We start from the raw sequence: 20219 nt of genomic DNA, 5'->3' as shown, positions 1-20219 counted from the left end.
TCATTTCTGCCCTGCGACGAGCTTGCGGTTTCTTCGAGCTTCAGTGAGATTGGTGTAATGGCGCTTCCGGATAAGCTGGCATGCCCACTCAACGACAAAAGCAGTGACAAGTAGAACGGACAAAAATCCTAGGCCGATGGCGACCATTAACTTCAAACCTTCTGTCTCGAAGAGGTCAGTGTACTGAACCACCGACACCACCAGGGGGATGAAGTACAGGAGCATGTTGGCGAGAATCAGTTCTGCTCCTCCCTCTACCCAAGCTGGCTTGATAACACCTGTCAGTAACAGCACAACGAGAATACCCAGTCCGAAAATGCCACCCGAAATCGGAAGTCCTAGCATCTTCGCGCCACGATCAGCAGCGAACCAAATCACACTCAAGAGCAGCACCTGAGCGACAGCTCTAACCCAACGTGTTGTGGAGTTAGAGTCGATCAAGCGGGATACAGAAGACATCGTTTTATTCCTGGGGAGTAGCTGAAATGGTTAAAGAGATGCTACCGAGACGACGCACAAAGACAAAATGAATTAAAATTATGAAAATCATGCAATCCAGGAATGAATAATGGATATTCGCGCTCTGCGTTACTACGTGGAGGTTGTTGATCAGAAGAGCTTCACCAAGGCCGCCGCGCGCCTGCACCTCACTCAGCCAACGGTAAGCAAAATGGTTCAGGTGCTAGAGCAGAGCTTTGGAGTACCCCTCCTAGCACGTGAAGGTAAGCGCTTCACTGTCACAGACGCGGGTGAGATCGTGTACCAACGCGCGAGGGAAATGATGGCGTCGCACGACCGAATGAAGCTTGAGGTGAGTGATCTTCAGAAGGTCGAACGAGGCGTTTTGCGTATGGGGCTTTCACCTTCGACCCACTCCATCCTGGCTCCTGTGTTCGGCGCCTACCATTCTGCCTTCCCCAAGATCGAGCTCAAGCTTTTCGAAATCGGTAGCAATGCCACCTTGGGATACCTTCGGGATGGCGTGCTGGAGCTTGGGACACTGCTGGAATTTTCCGGCGCGACAGACCTGTGGTCAGAGTTCGACTCGCTCCCGCTGTTTGAATCTCCTCTCTGCCTCTTGGCGCCCAAGAATTCCCCCTGGCATGGGCGGGTAGCCGTGGATCTCAAGGAACTTTCAGAGAGCGAATTCATCCTCTATGGAGACTCCTTCGCACTCAACGACCTAGTAACAAATGCCTGTGCTGAAGCAGGCTTCACCCCCAAGGTCAGCGGACGCAGCGGTCAATGGGATTTCATGGCTTCACTGGTCAATCTCGGGGTTGGTGTCACCCTGCTCCCCAAAGTCTTTTGCAATACGCTCGACGCAGAAAGTTTCACGGTTGCGGAGATCCAGTCACCATCGCTTACCTGGAAGATTTCCCTCGCTTGGCGTCGACACGGCCAGCTCTCGTTTGCCGCCAAAGCGTGGCTTGAGTTGGCGCGCGGCCTTTTGGTGGGGTCAGGGGCGAAGTCGGACAAGTAATCGGCCTTGCGCACGTTCTGCAATTAGGACGAGCTCTAAATTTAAGGCTGCAGAACGTCGACTGGCTCATCACAGAATGACTACATGTTGAATGCGGGTCGGTCTGAATACGAGCTGATACTTATCTCTATGTGTCCTGCTTGAAGTGCGCCCACAAGCTCTTAGTTCGTGCCTTCGGATGGACAAACCTCTACATAGGGATATCTCAACCGGTATTCTGAAGGAGCCCGCCGAACAGTGCTTCACAGCCTGCTTAAGGGCGGTCGTCATATAGTTCGCCTCTACATGGACGCTCCAGCCCATCCAATTCAGATTGCAGACCTGCTCGGATCATGAGCATCTGCTCACCGCCCCGATACACGACCTGGCCTGCTGGAGTCAGTAATAATCTACCTACTGAACGATCGAGCAGCGCATATCCAACATCTTTCTCGAGTTGGGCAACCTGCTTGCTCACTGCTGACTGGGTCAGTTGGAGCACTTTGGAGGCTTGGGTGAATCCACCCTGTCGCACCACCTCCATGAAGTGTTGGCGCCGACGCCGAATTGACCCAATTGCCGAGATGTCACTAACCCAGTCTGATGCCTCGCGAACCATTGCCTATGCTGGAGTTGTGGCGATTTGAAGGTGGGTGAGTCTTGTGTCGGCACGTGGGTCAATTCGATGTTGGCGTCAACACGAACGCAGCAGCCATAGGTCTCGCCGCATGATTACGTTTGATCAAAAAGACTCACCAGCATCCAGTTTGGAAAGCAGCTCCTGACCACGCTGCCAGAGCGCTTGCTGCTTTGACTCAGGCATACGGTCGAGATTTTTGTAAGTCATGCCCATGCGTTGATTGCCGCGTAAGAGCTCGCTGTGACGCATCAGAAAATGCCAATAGAGGGCGTTAAAGGGACAGGCGTCATCCGTCGTGCTTTCGCTCACTTTATAGATGCCTACTGTTTAACTAGCGACCGCCCGTGCAGCGTTGAGGGTTTAACGCACTTAAATCTGGCGCTGCCTTTTCGTAGGTCGATAACTGTGACATAAAACCGTATCAGCCCCACATGCCGGATATCAGAATCAACATACACTCTATAAATCGCAAATTGAATTTAATCTCAAAAGCTAGAGCTATCGACAGACTGTTTAACCTTTCGCAATATCAGCTTGAGCCACGCCAAACTCACTAATAAAATCTGTGGTTTTCATTTTAACTTGGCAGCCCGGGCGCCCGGCTGAAAAATATATTTCTGTAAAGATTTGTGACGAGGAATCAATAACAGTCCTGAATTCCTTCTTCATTCCTATAGGTGAACAACCACCATGAATATATCCCGTGAGTGGAAGCAGATCCTTCGAAGAAATCATAGCGACTGATTTTTCTCCAATGGCTAAGGCCGCCTTCTTCAAGTCAAGCTCTGCATCACTCGGCACCATAAACACATAGTGATTTTTCGTATTACTGGCTGTGACCAGTGTCTTAAACACCTTGTTGGCGGGCTCATTAAGCAATACTGCCATTTCCTGAGCGTTTTTTACCGTCTCCTTGAACGAATAATATTGATATTGCAGCTTTTTTGACTCGATCTGCCGTATTGCATTTGTCTTTCCAGACTTCTTATCCATAGCAAACAACCTCCAAACTAAAGACTCGCGCCAGCAATAAACTTGCTGGTGCGAGAAACAGTCAATTTAGAATTAAAAATCAATAATTAATAAACCGTTTAGACTGCGGCCAAAAGATTCTAGATCAAGCGGCAGCAAAAGCTGAGAGCCGCTGTCTTTGGGAATATCGTTGGGATATCAGCACGACCACGGCAGCCAAAATAGCAATCGCCGCTGCTACCAATGGAATAGCCTGCAGACCATAGCCGCCAGCGATTACAACCCCTCCAATCCATGCACCTATCGCATTACCGATGTTGAAAGCGCCGATATTCAGTGTTGCGACCAAATTGGGAGCCTCATTGCCAAAACTCATCACGTTGAGCTGAAGACCTGGTATTGAGGCAAATGCAACCACCGCCCACAGGAACAGATTGATTTCGACGAGAAGTACCGATGGCATCGTCAGCGATACAGCAGCGCTGACTAAGGCAAGCGACAGCGCAATACCTGTGAGTGCAGTACCTCGCTTCCAGTCAGCCAAACGTCCCCCGATGTAATTTCCAAGGGTCAAACCTACACCGATCAACAGCAGGCTCATGGTGATATTTTGCGCCGAAATTTTCGTCACATCCTCGAGCATTGGAGCGACATAGGTAAACATTGCGAACATCGACGCATCGAATACAATAGTAGTCAGGAGGGCGATCCATATACCAGCGTTTTTCAGCGCTTTTACTTCACTGATGAAGTCTACTTTTTCTTCGTCTTTACCCGAAGGCAATATGCGCCAAAGGCCAAGAAGGGTTACTGAACCCAGTATCGCAATAGCCCAGAACGGGACGCGCCAACTCGTATACTGACCCAATGCAGTACCCAGCGGTACACCCAACACGTTGGCGAGAGTCAGTCCAGCAAACATCATTGCGACAGCCTGCCCCTTCTTTGTTTCAGGTACGAGGCTGGATGCGACAACGGCACCGATCCCAAAGAACGAGGCTTGGCATAGCGCCGTTACCACGCGTGCGATCATGAGGTAATTATAGTTAGCCGCAATTGCACAAAACACGTTGCCAAAAATGAAGATAATCATTAATAGGATTAGCGCATGTTTGCGTTTCAATGAGGCTGTAAGCAGAGCCATGATTGGCCCGCCTATGGCAACACCTAAGGCATAGCCGGTGACTAACCACCCTGCGGTTGGAATGTCCACCGATAGGCTACGTGCTACATCCGGCAACAACCCCAGAATAACAAATTCAGTCGTGCCAATCGCAAATGCGCTCAACGTTAATATCAATAGTGCAAGTGGCATAGCGCCCACCTTTTAATGAACATGGTTATTTAAGGCAAAAACCCACTGCTCAACTAATGTCGATAGGTAGATTTTTCGCCGGCTTTATTTCGTAGAATTAATAAAAGTGATTTCTGGTGCTTCGGCAAAACAGCCACACCAAGAAAATTTTCATTACCAATAAGCTGTATTACCAACTGATTCAATAAGAGCAATACAACAACTTAAGCACATTGCATCTCTTTGAGCTTTAGCTTTACTAATACTGAAACTAGTAAGTTCTAGTCATTTCTAAAGAACTCCCGAAAGCCTGCTCATTGAGCTCCGTGAACCCACGACGATATGCCATGAAGCTGGATGATGGCCGGGTGGGTTGACGCTGCCTTCATCGCGCTCAGCCCTTGGCTCTGAACTCGGAGGCTATATTGCGTGGCTGAAGTCTGGGTGTAAACTCTCAGAAATGCAGGCCCACCTAGAGAATTTGCACAGATGTTTGATTGGGAAAGCCTTCGCCACTTTATAGCGCTAGGTCGCGCAGGCACCTTGTCGGGTGCGGCTCGTGCCCTTGCGGTTGACCATGCGACAGTCAGCCGTCGAATAGCTGCGCTGGAAAATGAGTTGCAGACGAAGCTTGTAGAAAGATTGCCACGATCTTGCACCCTTACGGCTTCGGGGGCCCAGGTCTTCGACTTGGCCACTGCTATGGAGGCATCCGCCTTCGGCATCGAACGAATGGTACGAGCCGAAAAGACTCCCCTGAGCGGGAAGGTCACGGTAAGTGCGCCCCCTGTATTGGTGACCCATTTGCTCGCACATCGCTTGTCTGAATTCCGGGCCAAATATCCAGAAATCACACTTTCGATGTCTGCACAGCCTCAGCAGGTATCGTTGAGCCGACGCGAAGCTGACGTGGCATTACGCCTGACCCGCCCAGAAGAACCCAATAATGTTGTGCGCAAGATTGGCCACATTCCATATGCCTTGTATGCCAGCCCCAGCTACACATTCTTTGATAATCCAGAAAGGTGGGCATTCATCGCGTACGACGCACAATTTGTGGATCTGCCGCAACAGCAGTGGCTAATGCAGATTGCTGGCGAGCGTCGAATTGGATGTGAGCTAAGCGATGTTAGTAGTCAATTGGTGGCTGCATGCTCTGGTGCTGGGATCGCTGGATTACCGAGATTTCTCGGCGATGCTCAACCAGGATTGAAGCGCATTGAATATGACGGAGCCCTCTTTTCAAGAGACGTCTGGTTAGTGGTTCACCACGATTTGAAACGCTCAGTGCCTATCAGAGCTGTGATGGACTTTCTTACCGAAACGGTGAAGGATGTAGGCCTCTGATTGCTACGGGAGTAGGCTTAGTACCTCTCGGATTTTACGCATGGATAAACGCTCCACGACGACCTCTTCGCTTCGATAAAGAGGTCGCCGGTAGTGAACAGTCCTGCGTTGCTGCCTGCCTGAAAGTGTCCGGATGGCCGTGGAATCGGTGTCCGGATGGTCATGGAGTCCGCAGCCACAAGCCTGCAGACGGAAGTTAGCAAGTTCCATCTGGAGAAAGGCCAGATAAGGCGCCACTCGGTCTCGCTTTCCAACCCCTTCATTCAGTCCGCGAGACGGAGCTGAGAACGATCTATAGCAGGTGCTTAAATACGGAAAGTTCCTACAAGCTGTTTCAGCCGAGCAGCTTGCTGCTCTAGGTCGGTGCATGCCCGCAGAGTGGATTGTAGGTTTTCAACACCTTCCTGATTCAGGGTGTTGATCTCTGTAATGTCTACGTTGATCGACTCCACCACAGAGGTTTGTTCCTCAGTGGCTGTCGCCACGGACTGGTTCATTCCATCAATCTCACTGATTCGCTGCGTTACGCTGCTTAAGCGTGCTCCCGCCTGGTTGGCAATGCCAACGCTGCCTTCGCTCTGGTGCTGGCTTTCGGTCATTGTGCTGACCGCCTCGCGAGCCCCCACCTGCAGCTCCTCAATCATTTTCTTCACTTGCTGCGCCGAATCCTGCGTGCGGTGGGCAAGGTTGCGTACTTCATCGGCTACGACGGCGAAACCACGTCCCGCCTCGCCGGCGCGGGCTGCTTCGATGGCGGCGTTTAGTGCCAGTAAGTTGGTCTGCTGGGAGATACTGGTGATCACTTCCAGAATCTGCCCGATGTTGACCGTGTTAGCGTTGAGCGTTTCGATATTGCCGCACGAGTCACTGATTTTCGACGATAGCTGCTGCATGGCCACAATTGTCTTGTCTACCACCTGCTGACCGTCTTCTGCCAACGCGCGCGCCTCAGTTGAATGCTGGGATGCGAGTGCAGCGTTCTGGGCGATTTCCTGAGCGGCGGCCCCCAGTTCATTGATAGCTGCTGCGACGCTACTGGTGCGTGAGGTCTGCTGGTCAGAGTTCAGCATCGATGAATTCGATGCGGCTACCACGCGCAGTGCAACTTCATTGACCTGCTGGGTCGCCGAGGAAACTTCGCGAATCGAAGCGTGGATACGTTCGACGAAACGGTTGAAGGCATTGCCCAGAGCGCCAAACTCGTCCTGGTTATGGATAGTGAGTCGCTTAGTCAGATCACCTTCACCTTCTGCAATATTTTCCATTGCTCGGATCATGGTTTGCAGTGGTCGCAGCATTACACGGATCAACAGTCCGAGGAGGGTGATAATAATCGCCATAGCCACGAGTGTTGCGATGACCGCTGATGAGCGGAACTTGCTCAGTGCCGCATAAGCCTTGTCCTTGTCGATGGACAGCCCGATGTACCAGTTGGCAGAAGGCAGGCCTTTTACTGGAGCGAAGCTTAGGATTCTGGTCTGGCCGTTAGACTCAACCTCACTAAGGTCTTTCGTCAGGCTCGGTGTGTTTTGTGGGTACAGGTCGGCCAGCGACTTCATCACCAGGTTCTTGTCTGGATGTACCAGAATCTTGCCTTGGTCATTCACAAGGAACGCGTAGCCCATCCCGCCGAAATTCAGTGAGTTGATGATGTCGACCAAACCTTCCAGTGACAGATCTCCACCGACGACACCGACGTCGTTGGAAACCTTGCTGAGTATCCCGATGACCAGCTTATTGGTGGTCACGTCGATGTAAGGTTCAGTGATAGTGGCGCCATTGGCGCTCATGCCTGTTTTGTACCAGGGACGAACACGTGGATCATATCCATCGGGCATCTTGGAGTCCGGGCGAACACTGAACGCGCCGTCGACTTTGCCCAGGTAGACCGTAAGAAAATTCGAGATGAGAGCTTTCTGCCCCATCAGGATCTCAGCCTTGGCAGGATCTTGAGCGATGTTTTGTGCAAGGTTTTCCACCATGTTGATCCGCCCCTCTAACAGGTTACGAATATTCGTAGAGGTGGAACTGCCCATCTCGGCTAAGTAATTCTCCAAATTGGTGCGGGTCGCATTGCGTTGAAGGTAGTCGTTATAAAGGGTGAATAGTGAGAAGGCTAGCATCACAATCAATGACGCAACCGCAAGAATTTTGTGACTGAAGCGGAGGTTTATTTTCATGGCGTCTGAATTCGCTTGGTCGTTTTTTTGGACTTCGGAACTGTATCAGCCATAGGTAGGTAAACCCAAGTAATAAAAAGAGGCTTTTCGCCATTACTTGCCTAACCCTATTGTGAATACTATATTTTCGTTGTGCTCCGCAATAAAGTCGGCAGCCATTAACATATTATTATTTCACTTTTACTATCCTTCGCAGAGCATGGATGGCTCTGAAATCGTTCAGCCCAAAGCCATGACTGTCCGTCTTTTAAAGATAGTTAACGGGGAATCGAAGCCGCCCTACGTGCTGCCATACAAGTCTTAGAGATAATAGATTTTTCTAACTTCTCTCGCATACTGGACTGCAGGACGCAAACTAAAGTCGTCCCTACCAATCAGTATTGCGCCTCTTCCAAAACATGCAATAGGTCAACGAACTGTCCCGTCAGCTTGTGGCGACGGTCAAGGTGAACCAAGGGTCGGCATTGCTCGTGAGACTCACGCATCTTGACTGAGCTACCAAGGTAGACAGGGAGCACTGGAAGACCTTCCGCCAGTAGCTCTTCGACCATGACTCGATGCAGGCCTGCAGTGTTGGAATATTGATTGATGACAATGCCTTCAACGACCAATGATTCATTATGGTCAGCCTTAAGCTCTTCAACCTGGGCCAACACTTGATAAAGCGCCTGGCGGGCGAACGTATCGCAGTCAAATGGGATGAGCACCGCATCGGACGCAATCAGAGCACTGAACGTATAGAAATTCAGCGCGGGAGGCGTATCGATGTAAATCCGGTCGTAGTCCTGTGCGAGTTCTTCCAGCAGCCGACGCAGTTTGTTGATCTTAAATTTTGATTCGAGCTTTGGCTGTAGGTCGGCTAGCTCACTGCTGGACGTAACGATGTGCAAATTGTCGTAAATGGTTTCAAAGATGTGAACGCGATTTTTCTTGGCCGCTGGCCCTGAAGACAGCGTTTGCTTGAAGAAGTCAGCGATGCCTACCGGTACGTCGTCGCCCGTTAATCCTGTCAGGTATTGAGTGGAATTCGCCTGGGAATCCAGATCGACCACAAGAGTTCGGTAGCCTTCTAAGGCGCTTGCAGCGGCCAGGTTGCACACGATGCTCGACTTACCCACACCACCTTTCTGATTGAAAACAACGCGACGCATTTGAGCCCTTCCGGCAGGAAAAGACTCCAGTCTATCAATATGTCATTTTGATCGAATCGTTGCCTTGATGAATCTTATATTTCAGCTAGCTTACACACTCCGCATCCCCGCCAAGGACACCTGACTGCAGAATTCATAATTCGAGCATTTGGATGTGAGAGAATTGGGAATCACAGACAGGAGGTCAGACGCTTTGCAGGCACTAGACGCAATTCGGATTCAGATGCGGGAAGCTGAGCCCGTACTCAAAGCTCTAGATCATGAGCTGGAAAAAATCATATTTGATCCCCGCAAGCGGGAGAGTATCGATGCGGCTATTGAACACGTAGTCCTGGCGATAGACGCACGGCTAAAGAGGTTCGAAAGCAACCCTAGACTGGGCCCGATGGCGGAGGAGCTGAAAGCTCAGTACGTGGAAGTGATACACGCCCAATTGGCTGACTCAGCGCTCAAGCGTGCCTGAGGTTTAGGGGGCATCAAGATCCCCCCAAGGCGGCTGGCACTTGAGCCATGTATCAATGTGATGCTGGCTCGACCCAAGACGGTTGGGGACATGTCCAGATCGCGATTGCTCAGCTCTAATTGGCTCCGCCGGCCATTGCGCCATGCTCGTTGCCAGCATCGCAGCGCTTGAGCAGAGTGCGAATTGATCCCCGAACATTTCGCTTGCACAAGTCTTTTGCGTTGAACCAGCGACAGTCATCAATTTCGTTCGAAGCGCGTGGCTTCTGGTTCTCTGCGCGCCGGCCTTCGAACAGAAAGTGAATAGCTCTGTCGTCTGTGTACTCAGAAACATAAGACAGCTGATCGAGCGTCAGCCCGTCTCCTCGGCCATTTCACGCATTGCCGCCTGCAGGGGTGTCTCGCCTTTCTCAACGCGACCGCCTGGCAGATTCCATTTGGCGTTTCGCTTGCGCACAAACAGGATTTCTTCCTGGTGGCGACAGATCACCGTCGCACGTATCTTCAGATCCTTGTGCTTGGAGGTAGCTGCTTCCATTGCGCCCATGAGTGATCCCTTCAACCTGTGCATTCATTCGGAAAGCGGAGACGGCAAATGCTCTTCGACGGCGGTGCGCCATGCACATGTCGATATGATGGCCGTCGACCCATGCTGAAAATTCCCTTGCCCGTCGATTAACCGCGCTACCTCTGGCTCATACAAGTTGTCGGCGGCGAATCTTGCGAAGGTCAATCCAGGAAGCCGCAAACAGTCGATTGGGCGTTATGATGAAAAAAGTAACCCTATCGATCCCCCGCTGACTTAGGTCAAGGAACCGTCCCAATCATGCTGAGTGCAGAGCTCAAGGCTTTCTACACCGTTGCTCGCTTGGGCAGCGTGACTCAAGCCGCCAAGAAACTCGGTCTAAGCCAGCCAACTGTTACCACGCAGATTCGCCAGCTCGAAAGCCGCTATTCAGTTGAGCTGTTCTATCGGGGAGGACGTCGTCTGACCGTCAGCGATGATGGTGCGCGACTACTGCCCAAGGTCAAAATACTGCTGCAGCAGGAAGCGGACATCGAGTTTCACTTGCGAAACTGCGGCGAGGCCCGAGGCGCCTTGAGGATCGGGGCCACAGCGCCTTACTACATCCTTGACCTGGTTAAATCGTTTCGCGAGCGGCTTCCACAGATTGAAGTGTCGGTAGAAATTGGCAACTCACAGGACGTGCTTGAAGCACTTGAGGAATACCGGGTAGATCTTGCGGCTTCGTCGCAATTGGTAAGCGATCCCCGCCTGACACATTTGGTGCTCGGCACTGATCCGCTGGTGCTGGCCGTCCACACGCAGCATCCGTTAGCCATGCATGAGTGTGTGCCGCCTAGTGCGTTGGCCGGTCAATGTCTGTTGATGCGTGAGCACGGATCGACAACCAGAACGCTGACCGAGGAGTTTCTGAGCGCTCACCAGGTCAGCCCCGGCATGCAGCTTGAAATTGGCAGCCGTGAATCCATTCGCGAAGCCGTGCTGCGCAATATCGGGGTCAGCATGATCGCGCGCCAAGAGGTACCGGTTAATCCGGATCTGCGGGTTATTGCCATCGAAGGTGCGCCGCAGATCGCAGAATATTTGTACTGCCTCAAGGATCGAAGGCAGGCACGTCTGCCGGCTGCCTTTCTTGAGGTTGCTCGCGACAGTATTGCCCGGTAAGCACATAACAACTATTCCAATAGCACTATCGCGAACTTTGGGTTAATTGCCACATCGCCTTCGTAATCCGTCCCTAGCATTACCTCATCGACACAGGCGCCGCGTTCCACGTGCGGCTCGTGCTCTTATTGATGAGGTGCATCCATGCTGCGTTACACTCCAACCAACCAAGCCTGTCCGGGCGTGCAAGTACAAGTTACTGGCATGCACAAAAGCTTTGGCGCGTTCAAAGCGCTGGATGACGTATCGCTGGAAATCTCGCCTGGCGAGTTAGTGTGCCTGCTTGGCCCTTCTGGGTGCGGGAAGACCACGCTGCTGCGTTGCATTGCAGGCCTGGAGCGGCAGAACCATGGGGCCATTTACATGGGTTCCAGAGATGTATCGAACCTAGCGCCTCAGGCCAGAGATTACGGCATCGTGTTCCAGTCGTATGCCTTGTTCCCCAATCTCAGCGTCGAGCAAAACATCGGCTACGGCCTGGCAGGCAGCGCGCGGGATATCGTGCGCCGAAGGGTGGCCGACATGCTTGAGCTGGTGGGGCTCACCGGGAGCGAGAAAAAGTTTCCCGGCCAGCTTTCCGGCGGCCAACAGCAACGCGTAGCACTGGCTCGCGCTTTGGCTCCCGCCCCGTCGCTACTGCTGCTGGACGAACCCATGTCAGCCCTTGACGCCCAAGTGCGGGAGCATCTGTGCACGGAGCTGCGCACCCTGCAACAGCGCTTGGGCATTACCACCCTGATGGTCACACACAATCAGGAAGAAGCCATGTTGATGGCTGATCGGATTGCAGTGATGAACGAAGGCCGGATCGAGCAATACGCCAGCCCGCAATTGATCTATGAAAACCCTGAGACACCCTTCGTCGCTAATTTCGTGGGTCAGGGTAACTGGCTGAGCTTTGAAGCAAATGGCGACAGTCATGCTCAGGTAGGCACACTGCAGTTGCGCTTGGCAGATACCGTCTCGAATCGTGCAAGCGGGCTCCTGTTCTGCCGTCCTGAGTCAATCTGTGTGAATCCCGTGCACTCTGAGGAAAACCTCTTTGCGGCACAGATGCGGGAAGTGACCTTCCTCGGTAACCGATGCCGAATGAGTTTTGAATTCGACGAACTGCCAGGGCAGCCACTCACCGCCGAAATCAGCGCACGTCATTTGCCTTCGCTCGGCACGCCCCATATTAAAGTGGCGTTGCCTCCACACAGCCTTCAGGTCTTTGCCTGATGCGCGCGTCAAGCCTGCCGATAAATGGCGTAAACCAGATGAGAAGAGTCGCTCGCGCCGAATGGGGCGACCGGTTGTTTGTGATTGGCGGCAAAGTGCTGCTTTTTATTTCCCTGGCGATAGCATTACTGCTGCCATTGCTGGCAATCTTCTGGCGGGGTTTCAGCGATGATGCAGGGCAAGGTGGTGGACTGGCTGCAGCCCGCGACCTGCTGAGCAGCGACAATTTTCACTGGCTGCTCGGAAACAGCCTGCGCGTTTCCTTCAGCGTCGCATTCATCGTAGTTCCGCTCGCCTACCTTTTCGCCTACGCACTCCAAAGAACCCTGATTCCTGCCAAGGGCTTGTGGCGTGGAATATCTCTGCTGCCGCTTCTTGCTCCGTCGATGCTGCCTGCCATCGCACTGATCTATCTTTTTGGCAACCAGGGGCTGCTGCGTAGCCTGCTGACGGACAATATCTACGGGTTCTGGGGGATTGTGATAGGTGAGGTGATTTACACCTTTCCACATGCCCTGATGATCCTGCTTTCTGCGCTTTCTTTGACTGATGCACGTTTGTTCGACGCTGCATCAAGCATGGGGGCCAGTCCTTGGCGTTCATTTCACAGCATCACCTGGCCCGCGACGCGACAGGCCGTATATGCCGCGTTCTGCCTGGTATTTACCCTGACCATCACTGACTTTGGTGTGCCCGTGGTCGTCGGTGGCGATTATCAGGTATTGGCCATTGAGGCCTACAAGGCCGTGGTCGGCCAGCAACAGTTTGGCCGAGGCGCCCTGATCGGCATGGTTCTTTTAGTGCCAGCGCTCTTGAGCTTCGGGGTCGACGCGTGGTTAAGACGGCGGCAAAGCTCGTCCATGAGTGGTCGCGCGCAGATCTTCCAGCCCGAGCCCTCAAAATGGCGAGATGGCTGTTACCTGGTGGTTGTCATGCTCATCTGCGCCTGCTTGCTGGCGGTGCTTGGGATGGCGGTATTCTCTTCCCTGGTTAAGTTCTGGCCCTACAACCTTTCGTTGTCGCTCAAACATTACCTGTTCAATGAAACGGCGGGCGGCGGATGGCTGGCTTACCGGAACAGTCTGGTATTGGCGACCTGCTGCGCGGTGTTTGGCAGCATCTTGATCTTTACCGGTGCCTACCTGATGGAGAAAACCCGTGGGCAAGCCGGACTCAATCTGGCTTTACGGATGCTCACCTTTATACCCATGGCTGTGCCGGGACTCGTTCTAGGCTTGGGCTACGTGTTTTTCTTCAACCTGCCTGAAAACCCGTTGCACAGTCTGTACGGGAGCATGGCGTTGCTGGTGATTTGCACCGTCGCTCATTACCTGACCACCGCACATATGACTGCTATCACCGCCCTGCGCCAGCTGGACGGCGAATTCGAAGCAGCAGCTCTTTCTCTCAAGGCCCCGCTGTATCGGCATTACCTGCGCGTCACGTTGCCAATTTGCTTACCGGCATTGCTGGACATCATTCGCTATTTATTCGTATCGGCGATGACCACAGTTTCAGCCGCCATCTTCCTTTACTCGCCAGACAGCATCCTTGCTGCAGTGGCCGTACTCAACATGGACGACGCGGGCAATGTCGGCGGTGCAGCCGCAATGTCGACGCTGATCCTGTTCACCTCGGCAGCCGTTTCACTTCTGCTCGCCTGGGTTTCTCGCGGGTTGCTGCGACGTTCACAAGCCTGGCGCCAGACCGCGCCGTCCCACTGATTTCCGGAGACCACCATGCACTATCAATCCCCCACCCGTCTGCAGGCTGCAATCCTTGACTGGGCTGGCACCGTCGTCGATTTTGGTTCCTTCGCGCCAACCAAAATCTTCGTTGAAGCGTTCGCCACTTTCGATATCGAGCTGAGCCTTGATGAAGCTCGAGGCCCAATGGGTATGGGAAAATGGGAGCATATCCGCACCCTGTGCGATCAGCCGGATATCGCGGCGCGCTACGAGCAACGATTTGGCCGACTACCGACTGATGCCGACGTGACAGCCATCTACGAGCAGTTCATGCCGTTGCAGATTGCCAACGTCGGCAAGCACAGCGCACTCATTCCCGGCGCGCTGGCTACCATTGAGCAAATGCGTCAAGCCGGACTGAAAATCGGTACCACCTCGGGGTACCCCAAGCAGGTTATGGATCACGTAGTGGCTCTGGCAGCAGTGGCCGGCTACCAACCAGATCACGTAGTGGCGGCTGACGAGCTGCCCACCGGTCGACCAGGCCCTGCTCAAGCGCTGGCCAACGTGATTGCCTTGAGCATCAGTGACGTCGCCGCCTGTGTGAAAGTTGATGACACTTTGCCCGGCATTCTTGAAGGCCGCAGTGCCGGGATGTGGACGGTAGGTTTGCGCTTTTCCGGCAACTTCCTCGGCCTGGATTACCCGGCCTACCAAGCGCTAACGCCATCTCAGGTTGAAGAACACAGGCTGCGCATCGATGCCCTGTTTGCGCCGGCGCGCCCGCACTACCTGATCGACACCATCACTGATTTGCCCGAGCTCATCGACCAGATCAACGCACGCATGGCATGTGGCGATAACCCCGGCAGCCAGTGATTTAGCTTTTTTGCCTAACCGACAAACCTCTCGAAACTATTCAGGATCAGACCATGCTCAAGCACCTAGCCCTCGCCGCCGTGCTCGCCGGCTTCAGCCTTCACGCCAGCGCCGCCACCGAACTCACCGTGTACACCGCGCTCGAAGCCGAGCAATTGCAGACCTACAAAAAAGCCTTCGAGAAAGCCAACCCGGACATCGAAATCAAATGGGTGCGGGATTCAACCGGGATCATCACCGCAAAACTGCTCGCTGAAAAAGCTCGCCCGCAAGCCGATGCGGTATGGGGGCTGGCAGCTTCGAGCCTGGCAATTCTCGATCAGCAGGGCATGCTTGAAGCCTATTCGCCCAAGGATCTGCCCAAGATTGGCGCCAAGTACCGTGACCCGGCTAATCCACCGGCTTGGGTCGGCATGGATGTCTGGGCCGCCACTATTTGCTTCAACACGATTGAAGCCGAAAAGCAGAATTTGCCACGTCCCATCAGTTGGCAAGACCTGACCAACCCGGTCTATCGCGGCAAGATCGTAATGCCTAACCCGGCCTCATCCGGCACAGGTTTTCTCGATGTCAGTGCCTGGCTGCAGACCTTTGGTGAACCCCAAGGCTGGAAATATATGGACGATCTGCACCAGAACATTGGTCAGTATGTTCACTCGGGTTCCAAGCCTTGCAAGATGGCCGCAGCGGGTGAGTTCCCCATCGGCATTTCATTCGAGTACCCAGCAGTACAGCTGAAACGTCAAGGCGCACCGCTGGACATCATCCTGCCAAAAGAAGGTTTGGGCTGGGAAATTGAAGCGACTGCGGTGATTAAGGGCACCTCTCACCCCGAAGCGGCAAAACGCTTGGCTGACTTCTCGGCCAGCGCTGAGGGCATGGATCTGTACAAGGAAAACTTCGCGGTGCTGGCCCAGGAAGGCCTGGCAAAACCACCTACCGAACTACCTGCCGACTATGAGCAGCGCCTAATCAAAAATGACTTCGCCTGGGCCTCGAAAGAACGCGACAACATTCTGGCTGAATGGCGCAAACGCTATGACGGCAAATCGGCCAAGCAGTAAGGGGAGCATCGAACCATGAATCAGTACGAAAGCGATCTGCTGGTCGTAGGTGCGGGCATCCTCGGACTCTCGCACGCCTGTGCGGCAGCCAGGCGCGGTCTGAAGGTGCGGGTGTTCGAGCGCTCGGCTAGCCCAATTGGCGCGTCGGTGCGTAACTTCGGTCAAGCCCTTGTGACCGGTCAACCGCCTGGCGTGATGCTCGACCTGGCACGAGCGAGCCGCAGTATCTGGGCCGACTGGAGCGCTCTGGCAGGCTTCGAACTCAAGCGCAACGGTTCATTGCTGTTCGCCCGCACCGAAGCTGAAGAGAATCTGCTGGCAGCGTTCTGTGTAGGACGCGCGCAGGAGCACAATTACCGGGTGGAATTGTTACGCGGCCAGCAACTGGGCGACCTGTATGGCGGCCAATTCAGCCACCACCGGGCTGCCCTACACGGCTTTGATGACCAGCAGCTTTACTCGCGCGAAGCCATACCGAGACTGGTTAACTATCTGCAACGCGAGCTGGGTGTCGAGCTTCACTTCTCGACGCTGGTTAACGGTGTCGAACCAGGAAAACTCCAGAGCACTGCCGGTACATTTCGTGGCCAGCAGATTGTGGTTTGCTCCGGCCATGACTACCTGACTCTGCTAGCTGAGCCAATGGCTGCGCTAAAACCTCAGGTATGCCGCTTACAGATGCTCCGCGCTCGACCTGAATCGAACTTGAATCTGCAGCACTCCGTGCTCACCGGCCTCAGCTGCGTTCACTACGGAGCGTTCTCGGATCTACCGGAAGCCGCCGCTATCCGCGAAGAGATTCAGCGTAACAGTCCGCATTTGGAAGAACACGGCATCCACCTACTGGTCAGCCCGACACCTTATGGCGAGCTGATCATCGGCGATTCGCATGATTACGGTACCGATGCTTCACCGTTCAATGCGGAACAGGTGGATCAATGGATGCTGGAGCTTGCCGAGAACACTCTGGGCTGCAAAATTCAGATAGTGGAACGTTGGCAAGGCGTATACGGGGCAAAGGGGCCTAACCCTTTTTCACGGTTGGATATTGCTCCAGGTTTGAGTGCGACGTTGATGCACAGCGGGGTTGGGATGAGCGTAGGGCCTGCATTGGGCGAACGCGCCGTGGCAGCTATGTTCGGTGAGCCAGGCTAACCAGCAATATATTCGCGTAGAGACCTGAACTTATCCTGCCGCAGGCACACAGGTAGACACACCATAGCCAACCAGGTAAGTCACTGGTTGGTTCTTATCACCGATACTGGTTAGAGCATCAGCAATGCCTCATGCAGTTCAACAGTAGGTACCGGCTCTACCGACCGCTGCTGTTGGAGCCAGATGCGCATCTTGTCTACATCGAATATCTGACCCTGCTCCATCAAACACAAAATGAGCGGCCTAGACATTCTGTAATGTCCACAGCAACCACATCTGCGTTCTTCCCAATCCTGCGCCTCAATTGTCTCTGCATAGCCTGCGCAAATTAGGCAGCTCATGGGGAACCTCCTCACGTTTTTTATTATTCAGACGACTGATCCGAGGGCGATCAGCCATCATTTTCTTTTCATGAAAATGCTTTTAAATGGGTGGTCGATCCGGCGGATCGGAAGACTATCAACCCATTGTTTCAGCCACGTGTTGGCTGGAACGACAAGGAGTAACGCATCGTGAGCATCGCAATCGAGAAAGCACCAGTGGGTACAGATTGGCTGGTGATGCTGGACAGCTACCCGGTCACTTTCAGCACCGAATTCGAAGCAGCCGCCTTTGTCGACAAACTAAGAAGCCGCATCAATGCGCCTCATGAGTTACCTGCCCGCTTACCCGAGTAAACCTACAGTGCACCGACGCTGACAACCGGAATTTGCTAAGCGGTAACAAGCTGCCGAGCATCCTGCTGCTTGGTAGACACCTTCGGCAAGAGCGTGGATAGCTCCTGCAATTTGGCCTCCGCTGCATCAAGGGCCTTGATTGAAGCCTCTTTCCATTCAAGTGCAAGAGGCTTCAGGTCGGTCTCAACATCGGCCTTTAGGCACCACTGGTGGTGGTCGTGCCACGATCCCAAAGCCGACTGCACCGACTTCAGAGAGGAAGCAGCTTTCTTGCTGAGCGGAGAAACTGTAGGAAAGGATTCGGTCAAATATCGCGTGCGCTTGACCAATATCCGCAGCTCATGGCGGTCAAAATCAGGATCGTTCAAAGCAAAGTGAAGCCGATCTACCTGCCTGGCGAGTGCCCTTCGGATCCGCTTCTCCAATCCGCCGCGCGTGTTCGCCAATGAAGACGAGCGCAAGGCAGGTGGCCATGCATCCAACTGAGTAAAAAGCGCTTTCATCTCGCTTGAAACGAGAGCGGCCTCATAGCCTGGACGGAGCTGGGATCGCCGGCGATTAGCCTCAGCATCCATGCCCCTTTCGGTGAGTTCGTGAATCATCACCTCCAGATCTCGCACTGGAGTCGTCAGGCGGCCTACCTCCGCAACTGCAGTACGCAGTGGAGCCATCCCCTCGACATTTCGAACAGGAGCTAAGAGGCTGCGAATGCAGCGCACCGAAATCCTCAGATCATGCAGCGCCTCAGGATCAGTATCTGACGCAAGCCTTGCTCGGGCATGATAAAGAGAAACCTGTAATTTCAGAATTTCAGCGACGTACCTATTCACAAAGGACATGCGGCACCTTCCCGTCATAAATGTGCAATGCAGACTAGCAACAAATCCGGCGAATTCCTTTCTCACTTTTATTTCGTCGTGATACAGACCTTAGAATTCATTTATGTGGAAAGTTCGTACTAACGCCATCGCTGACACTGATCACTCGATTTCTATGAACCCCAGGGCCTACGGCGTTACGCATTCATCTCATCGTCACCACTTGGTGCAAAGCTGGCCTCAATGCAATGACTGCAGTGCAGCGCCGAAGCCCGAGGATCGCCAATGAGACTTGCCACCTACAACGTTGAAAACCTTTTCAACCGCGCCAAAGCAATGAATCTAGAGGGATGGGCTGAGGGCAAACCAACGCTGGAGCGTTTCGCAAAGCTCAATGGTTTACTCGGCCAGCAGACTTATTCAGAGTCAGACAAGCAATCCATGGTTCGCTTGCTGGATGAGTTGGGACTCAGCCGCTCAGACCGAGGGCCCTTTGTCCTCCTTCGGCAAAATCGCGGCAGCCTGGTCAAACGGCCTCGTAACGCAGAAATAACGATTGTCGCCAATGGTCGATCCGATTGGGTTGGTTCGCTGGAGTTGATACAAGCGCCTGTTGATGAGGAAGCCATGCGAAACACCGCCAGGGTCATGATCGATCTGAAGGCCGATGTGTTGGCAGTCGTGGAAGCCGAAAGCAGACCCGCACTACGGGACTTCAATACGGAGATCATCGCCGGACTGGGTGGTGATACGTTCAGTCATTTGATGTTGATCGACGGCAATGATGAGCGCGGCATTGATGTCGGCTTAGCCACACGCGCAGGCTTTCCAATCGGCACCATGCGCAGCCATGTGGATGATCGGAAGGACGCCGGCCCATTGATTTTCTCAAGGGATTGCCCGGAGTTTTATCTGGCGATGCCCTCTGGCGTACAACTGGTACTGTTGGTCAATCACCTAAAAAGTAAAGGCTATGGCAGCCTCACCGACTCTGCGAAAAGAAGACTCGCACAGGCCAGTCGAGTGAAGGAGATTTACGACTCGCTGATTGAGCAAGGCGAACAATACGTAGCTGTCGTGGGTGACTTCAACGACACGCCTGACAGTGACGCATTGAAGCCGCTCCTGGCAGAGACGACGCTAAAGGATGCGTTCACCCACGAACTTTTCGATGACGGTGGTTATCCTGGAACATACGGGTCGTGCACAGCCGCTAACAAAATTGATTATCTGCTGCTGTCGCCAGAGCTCTTTCTAAAGGTGAAAGCTGGCGGCATCTTCCGCAAAGGGATGTGGCCGGGTTCAAGACCGGTTCGCTGGGAGGTTTACCCTGAGCTAACCAGAAAAGAAAACGCGGGCTCCGACCATGCGGCGGTCTGGGTAGATCTGGATGTTTGAACGTATCTGAACTCATTCATTAGCTCTCGTTCAAAACTTGCGGCGCTCCAATCCTGCATTGGAAGGATCCGAGAGGCAGCAGCTGGTCAAAGACCTGACGGCTGGGCGACGAGCAGTAAAA

At 53.4% G+C, this 20219-nt stretch carries 18 protein-coding genes and 2 pseudogenes; 10 read left to right on the top strand and 10 right to left on the bottom strand.

The genetic code is table 11. The features are described from left to right. A complete protein-coding gene (locus tag AC1Z24_RS16200; RefSeq protein WP_483741727.1) occupies window positions 1-459 on the bottom strand; it encodes a CidA/LrgA family protein in 459 nt (152 codons plus the stop codon). Between the two features lie 109 nt (window positions 460-568). Here AC1Z24_RS16200 and AC1Z24_RS16195 point away from each other — a divergent pair, with 109 nt between their 5' ends. After that, entirely contained in the window at window positions 569-1483 is a 915-nt protein-coding gene (locus AC1Z24_RS16195) for a LysR family transcriptional regulator (protein ID WP_483741726.1), read from the top strand. Between the two features lie 253 nt (window positions 1484-1736). On the opposite strand, the gene AC1Z24_RS16190 is transcribed toward AC1Z24_RS16195, so the two are convergent. The 4 genes and pseudogenes from AC1Z24_RS16190 to AC1Z24_RS16175 form a co-directional block, all read right to left on the bottom strand. Next, entirely contained in the window at window positions 1737-2006 is a 270-nt protein-coding gene (locus tag AC1Z24_RS16190; protein ID WP_483741725.1) for a LysR family transcriptional regulator, read from the bottom strand. Between the two features lie 198 nt (window positions 2007-2204). After that, window positions 2205-2417 (bottom strand): annotated as a pseudogene (locus tag AC1Z24_RS16185) (cryptochrome/photolyase family protein); the annotation flags it as partial. A 198-nt stretch (window positions 2418-2615) separates the two neighbouring features. Next, the gene (locus AC1Z24_RS16180; RefSeq protein ID WP_483741724.1) at window positions 2616-3095 is read right to left on the bottom strand and encodes an aminoacyl-tRNA deacylase; all 480 of its coding nucleotides are present in this window, start codon (window positions 3093-3095) and stop codon (window positions 2616-2618) included. 124 nt (window positions 3096-3219) lie between these two features. Further along, on the bottom strand, window positions 3220-4389 hold the full coding sequence (locus tag AC1Z24_RS16175; protein WP_483741723.1) for an MFS transporter: 1170 nt from the start codon (window positions 4387-4389) through the stop codon (window positions 3220-3222). 468 nt (window positions 4390-4857) lie between these two features. Here AC1Z24_RS16175 and AC1Z24_RS16170 point away from each other — a divergent pair, with 468 nt between their 5' ends. Then, window positions 4858-5715: a LysR family transcriptional regulator gene (locus tag AC1Z24_RS16170; protein ID WP_483741722.1), complete on the top strand. Its 858-nt coding sequence runs from the start codon at window positions 4858-4860 to the stop codon at window positions 5713-5715. A 305-nt stretch (window positions 5716-6020) separates the two neighbouring features. On the opposite strand, the gene AC1Z24_RS16165 is transcribed toward AC1Z24_RS16170, so the two are convergent. From AC1Z24_RS16165 to AC1Z24_RS16150, 4 genes and pseudogenes are all read right to left on the bottom strand, one after another. Continuing rightward, on the bottom strand, window positions 6021-6785 hold the full coding sequence (locus AC1Z24_RS16165) for a methyl-accepting chemotaxis protein (protein WP_483746640.1): 765 nt from the start codon (window positions 6783-6785) through the stop codon (window positions 6021-6023). Between the two features lie 138 nt (window positions 6786-6923). Further along, window positions 6924-7751 (bottom strand): annotated as a pseudogene (locus AC1Z24_RS16160) (HAMP domain-containing protein); the annotation flags it as partial. A 518-nt stretch (window positions 7752-8269) separates the two neighbouring features. Then, on the bottom strand, window positions 8270-9046 hold the full coding sequence (locus AC1Z24_RS16155) for a ParA family protein (protein ID WP_483741721.1): 777 nt from the start codon (window positions 9044-9046) through the stop codon (window positions 8270-8272). 814 nt (window positions 9047-9860) lie between these two features. Next, window positions 9861-10055: an NUDIX domain-containing protein gene (locus AC1Z24_RS16150; protein ID WP_483741720.1), complete on the bottom strand. Its 195-nt coding sequence runs from the start codon at window positions 10053-10055 to the stop codon at window positions 9861-9863. Between the two features lie 279 nt (window positions 10056-10334). On the opposite strand from AC1Z24_RS16150, the gene AC1Z24_RS16145 reads away from it, so the two are divergent. The 7 genes from AC1Z24_RS16145 (at window position 10335) to AC1Z24_RS16115 (ending at window position 17882) form a co-directional block, all read left to right on the top strand. After that, on the top strand, window positions 10335-11198 hold the full coding sequence (locus AC1Z24_RS16145) for a LysR family transcriptional regulator (protein WP_483741719.1): 864 nt from the start codon (window positions 10335-10337) through the stop codon (window positions 11196-11198). A 144-nt stretch (window positions 11199-11342) separates the two neighbouring features. Next, a complete protein-coding gene (locus AC1Z24_RS16140; RefSeq protein WP_483741718.1) occupies window positions 11343-12419 on the top strand; it encodes a putative 2-aminoethylphosphonate ABC transporter ATP-binding protein in 1077 nt (358 codons plus the stop codon). Beyond that, on the top strand, window positions 12419-14143 hold the full coding sequence (locus AC1Z24_RS16135; RefSeq protein WP_483741717.1) for a putative 2-aminoethylphosphonate ABC transporter permease subunit: 1725 nt from the start codon (window positions 12419-12421) through the stop codon (window positions 14141-14143). The genes AC1Z24_RS16140 and AC1Z24_RS16135 overlap by 1 nt, the downstream gene beginning before the upstream one ends. A gap of 15 nt (window positions 14144-14158) precedes the next feature. Then, on the top strand, window positions 14159-14986 hold the full coding sequence (gene phnX / locus AC1Z24_RS16130) for a phosphonoacetaldehyde hydrolase (protein WP_483741716.1): 828 nt from the start codon (window positions 14159-14161) through the stop codon (window positions 14984-14986). A gap of 53 nt (window positions 14987-15039) precedes the next feature. After that, complete coding sequence (locus AC1Z24_RS16125; RefSeq protein ID WP_483741715.1) at window positions 15040-16050, top strand: putative 2-aminoethylphosphonate ABC transporter substrate-binding protein; 1011 nt, start codon at window positions 15040-15042, stop codon at window positions 16048-16050. A 15-nt stretch (window positions 16051-16065) separates the two neighbouring features. Beyond that, a complete protein-coding gene (locus tag AC1Z24_RS16120) occupies window positions 16066-17205 on the top strand; it encodes a TIGR03364 family FAD-dependent oxidoreductase (protein ID WP_483741714.1) in 1140 nt (379 codons plus the stop codon). Between the two features lie 512 nt (window positions 17206-17717). Then, the gene (locus AC1Z24_RS16115) at window positions 17718-17882 is read left to right on the top strand and encodes a hypothetical protein (protein ID WP_483741713.1); all 165 of its coding nucleotides are present in this window, start codon (window positions 17718-17720) and stop codon (window positions 17880-17882) included. Between the two features lie 35 nt (window positions 17883-17917). Here AC1Z24_RS16115 and AC1Z24_RS16110 read toward each other — a convergent pair whose 3' ends face one another. Next, window positions 17918-18721: a CHAD domain-containing protein gene (locus tag AC1Z24_RS16110; RefSeq protein WP_483741712.1), complete on the bottom strand. Its 804-nt coding sequence runs from the start codon at window positions 18719-18721 to the stop codon at window positions 17918-17920. A 264-nt stretch (window positions 18722-18985) separates the two neighbouring features. Between AC1Z24_RS16110 and AC1Z24_RS16105 the strand changes: the two genes are divergently transcribed. After that, window positions 18986-20098: an endonuclease/exonuclease/phosphatase family protein gene (locus AC1Z24_RS16105; protein ID WP_483741711.1), complete on the top strand. Its 1113-nt coding sequence runs from the start codon at window positions 18986-18988 to the stop codon at window positions 20096-20098. Window positions 20099-20219 lie beyond the last annotated feature (121 nt).

This window comes from Pseudomonas sp. JL23, from assembly GCF_056933585.1.
This window is presented reverse-complemented; position numbering and strand designations above follow the sequence as displayed.

Excerpts from the sequence above, each read along its gene's own strand:
- AC1Z24_RS16200 (WP_483741727.1), bottom strand. The coding sequence starts at position 459 with ATGTCTTCTGTATCCCGCTTGATCGACTCTAACTCCACAACACGTTGG.
- AC1Z24_RS16195 (WP_483741726.1), top strand. The coding sequence starts at position 569 with ATGGATATTCGCGCTCTGCGTTACTACGTGGAGGTTGTTGATCAGAAG.
- AC1Z24_RS16190 (WP_483741725.1), bottom strand. The coding sequence starts at position 2,006 with ATGGAGGTGGTGCGACAGGGTGGATTCACCCAAGCCTCCAAAGTGCTC.
- AC1Z24_RS16180 (WP_483741724.1), bottom strand. The coding sequence starts at position 3,095 with ATGGATAAGAAGTCTGGAAAGACAAATGCAATACGGCAGATCGAGTCA.
- AC1Z24_RS16175 (WP_483741723.1), bottom strand. The coding sequence starts at position 4,389 with ATGCCACTTGCACTATTGATATTAACGTTGAGCGCATTTGCGATTGGC.
- AC1Z24_RS16170 (WP_483741722.1), top strand. The coding sequence starts at position 4,858 with ATGTTTGATTGGGAAAGCCTTCGCCACTTTATAGCGCTAGGTCGCGCA.
- AC1Z24_RS16165 (WP_483746640.1), bottom strand. The coding sequence starts at position 6,785 with ATGCTGAACTCTGACCAGCAGACCTCACGCACCAGTAGCGTCGCAGCA.
- AC1Z24_RS16155 (WP_483741721.1), bottom strand. The coding sequence starts at position 9,046 with ATGCGTCGCGTTGTTTTCAATCAGAAAGGTGGTGTGGGTAAGTCGAGC.
- AC1Z24_RS16150 (WP_483741720.1), bottom strand. The coding sequence starts at position 10,055 with ATGGGCGCAATGGAAGCAGCTACCTCCAAGCACAAGGATCTGAAGATA.
- AC1Z24_RS16145 (WP_483741719.1), top strand. The coding sequence starts at position 10,335 with ATGCTGAGTGCAGAGCTCAAGGCTTTCTACACCGTTGCTCGCTTGGGC.
- AC1Z24_RS16140 (WP_483741718.1), top strand. The coding sequence starts at position 11,343 with ATGCTGCGTTACACTCCAACCAACCAAGCCTGTCCGGGCGTGCAAGTA.
- AC1Z24_RS16135 (WP_483741717.1), top strand. The coding sequence starts at position 12,419 with ATGCGCGCGTCAAGCCTGCCGATAAATGGCGTAAACCAGATGAGAAGA.
- phnX (WP_483741716.1), top strand. The coding sequence starts at position 14,159 with ATGCACTATCAATCCCCCACCCGTCTGCAGGCTGCAATCCTTGACTGG.
- AC1Z24_RS16125 (WP_483741715.1), top strand. The coding sequence starts at position 15,040 with ATGCTCAAGCACCTAGCCCTCGCCGCCGTGCTCGCCGGCTTCAGCCTT.
- AC1Z24_RS16120 (WP_483741714.1), top strand. The coding sequence starts at position 16,066 with ATGAATCAGTACGAAAGCGATCTGCTGGTCGTAGGTGCGGGCATCCTC.
- AC1Z24_RS16110 (WP_483741712.1), bottom strand. The coding sequence starts at position 18,721 with ATGTCCTTTGTGAATAGGTACGTCGCTGAAATTCTGAAATTACAGGTT.
- AC1Z24_RS16105 (WP_483741711.1), top strand. The coding sequence starts at position 18,986 with ATGAGACTTGCCACCTACAACGTTGAAAACCTTTTCAACCGCGCCAAA.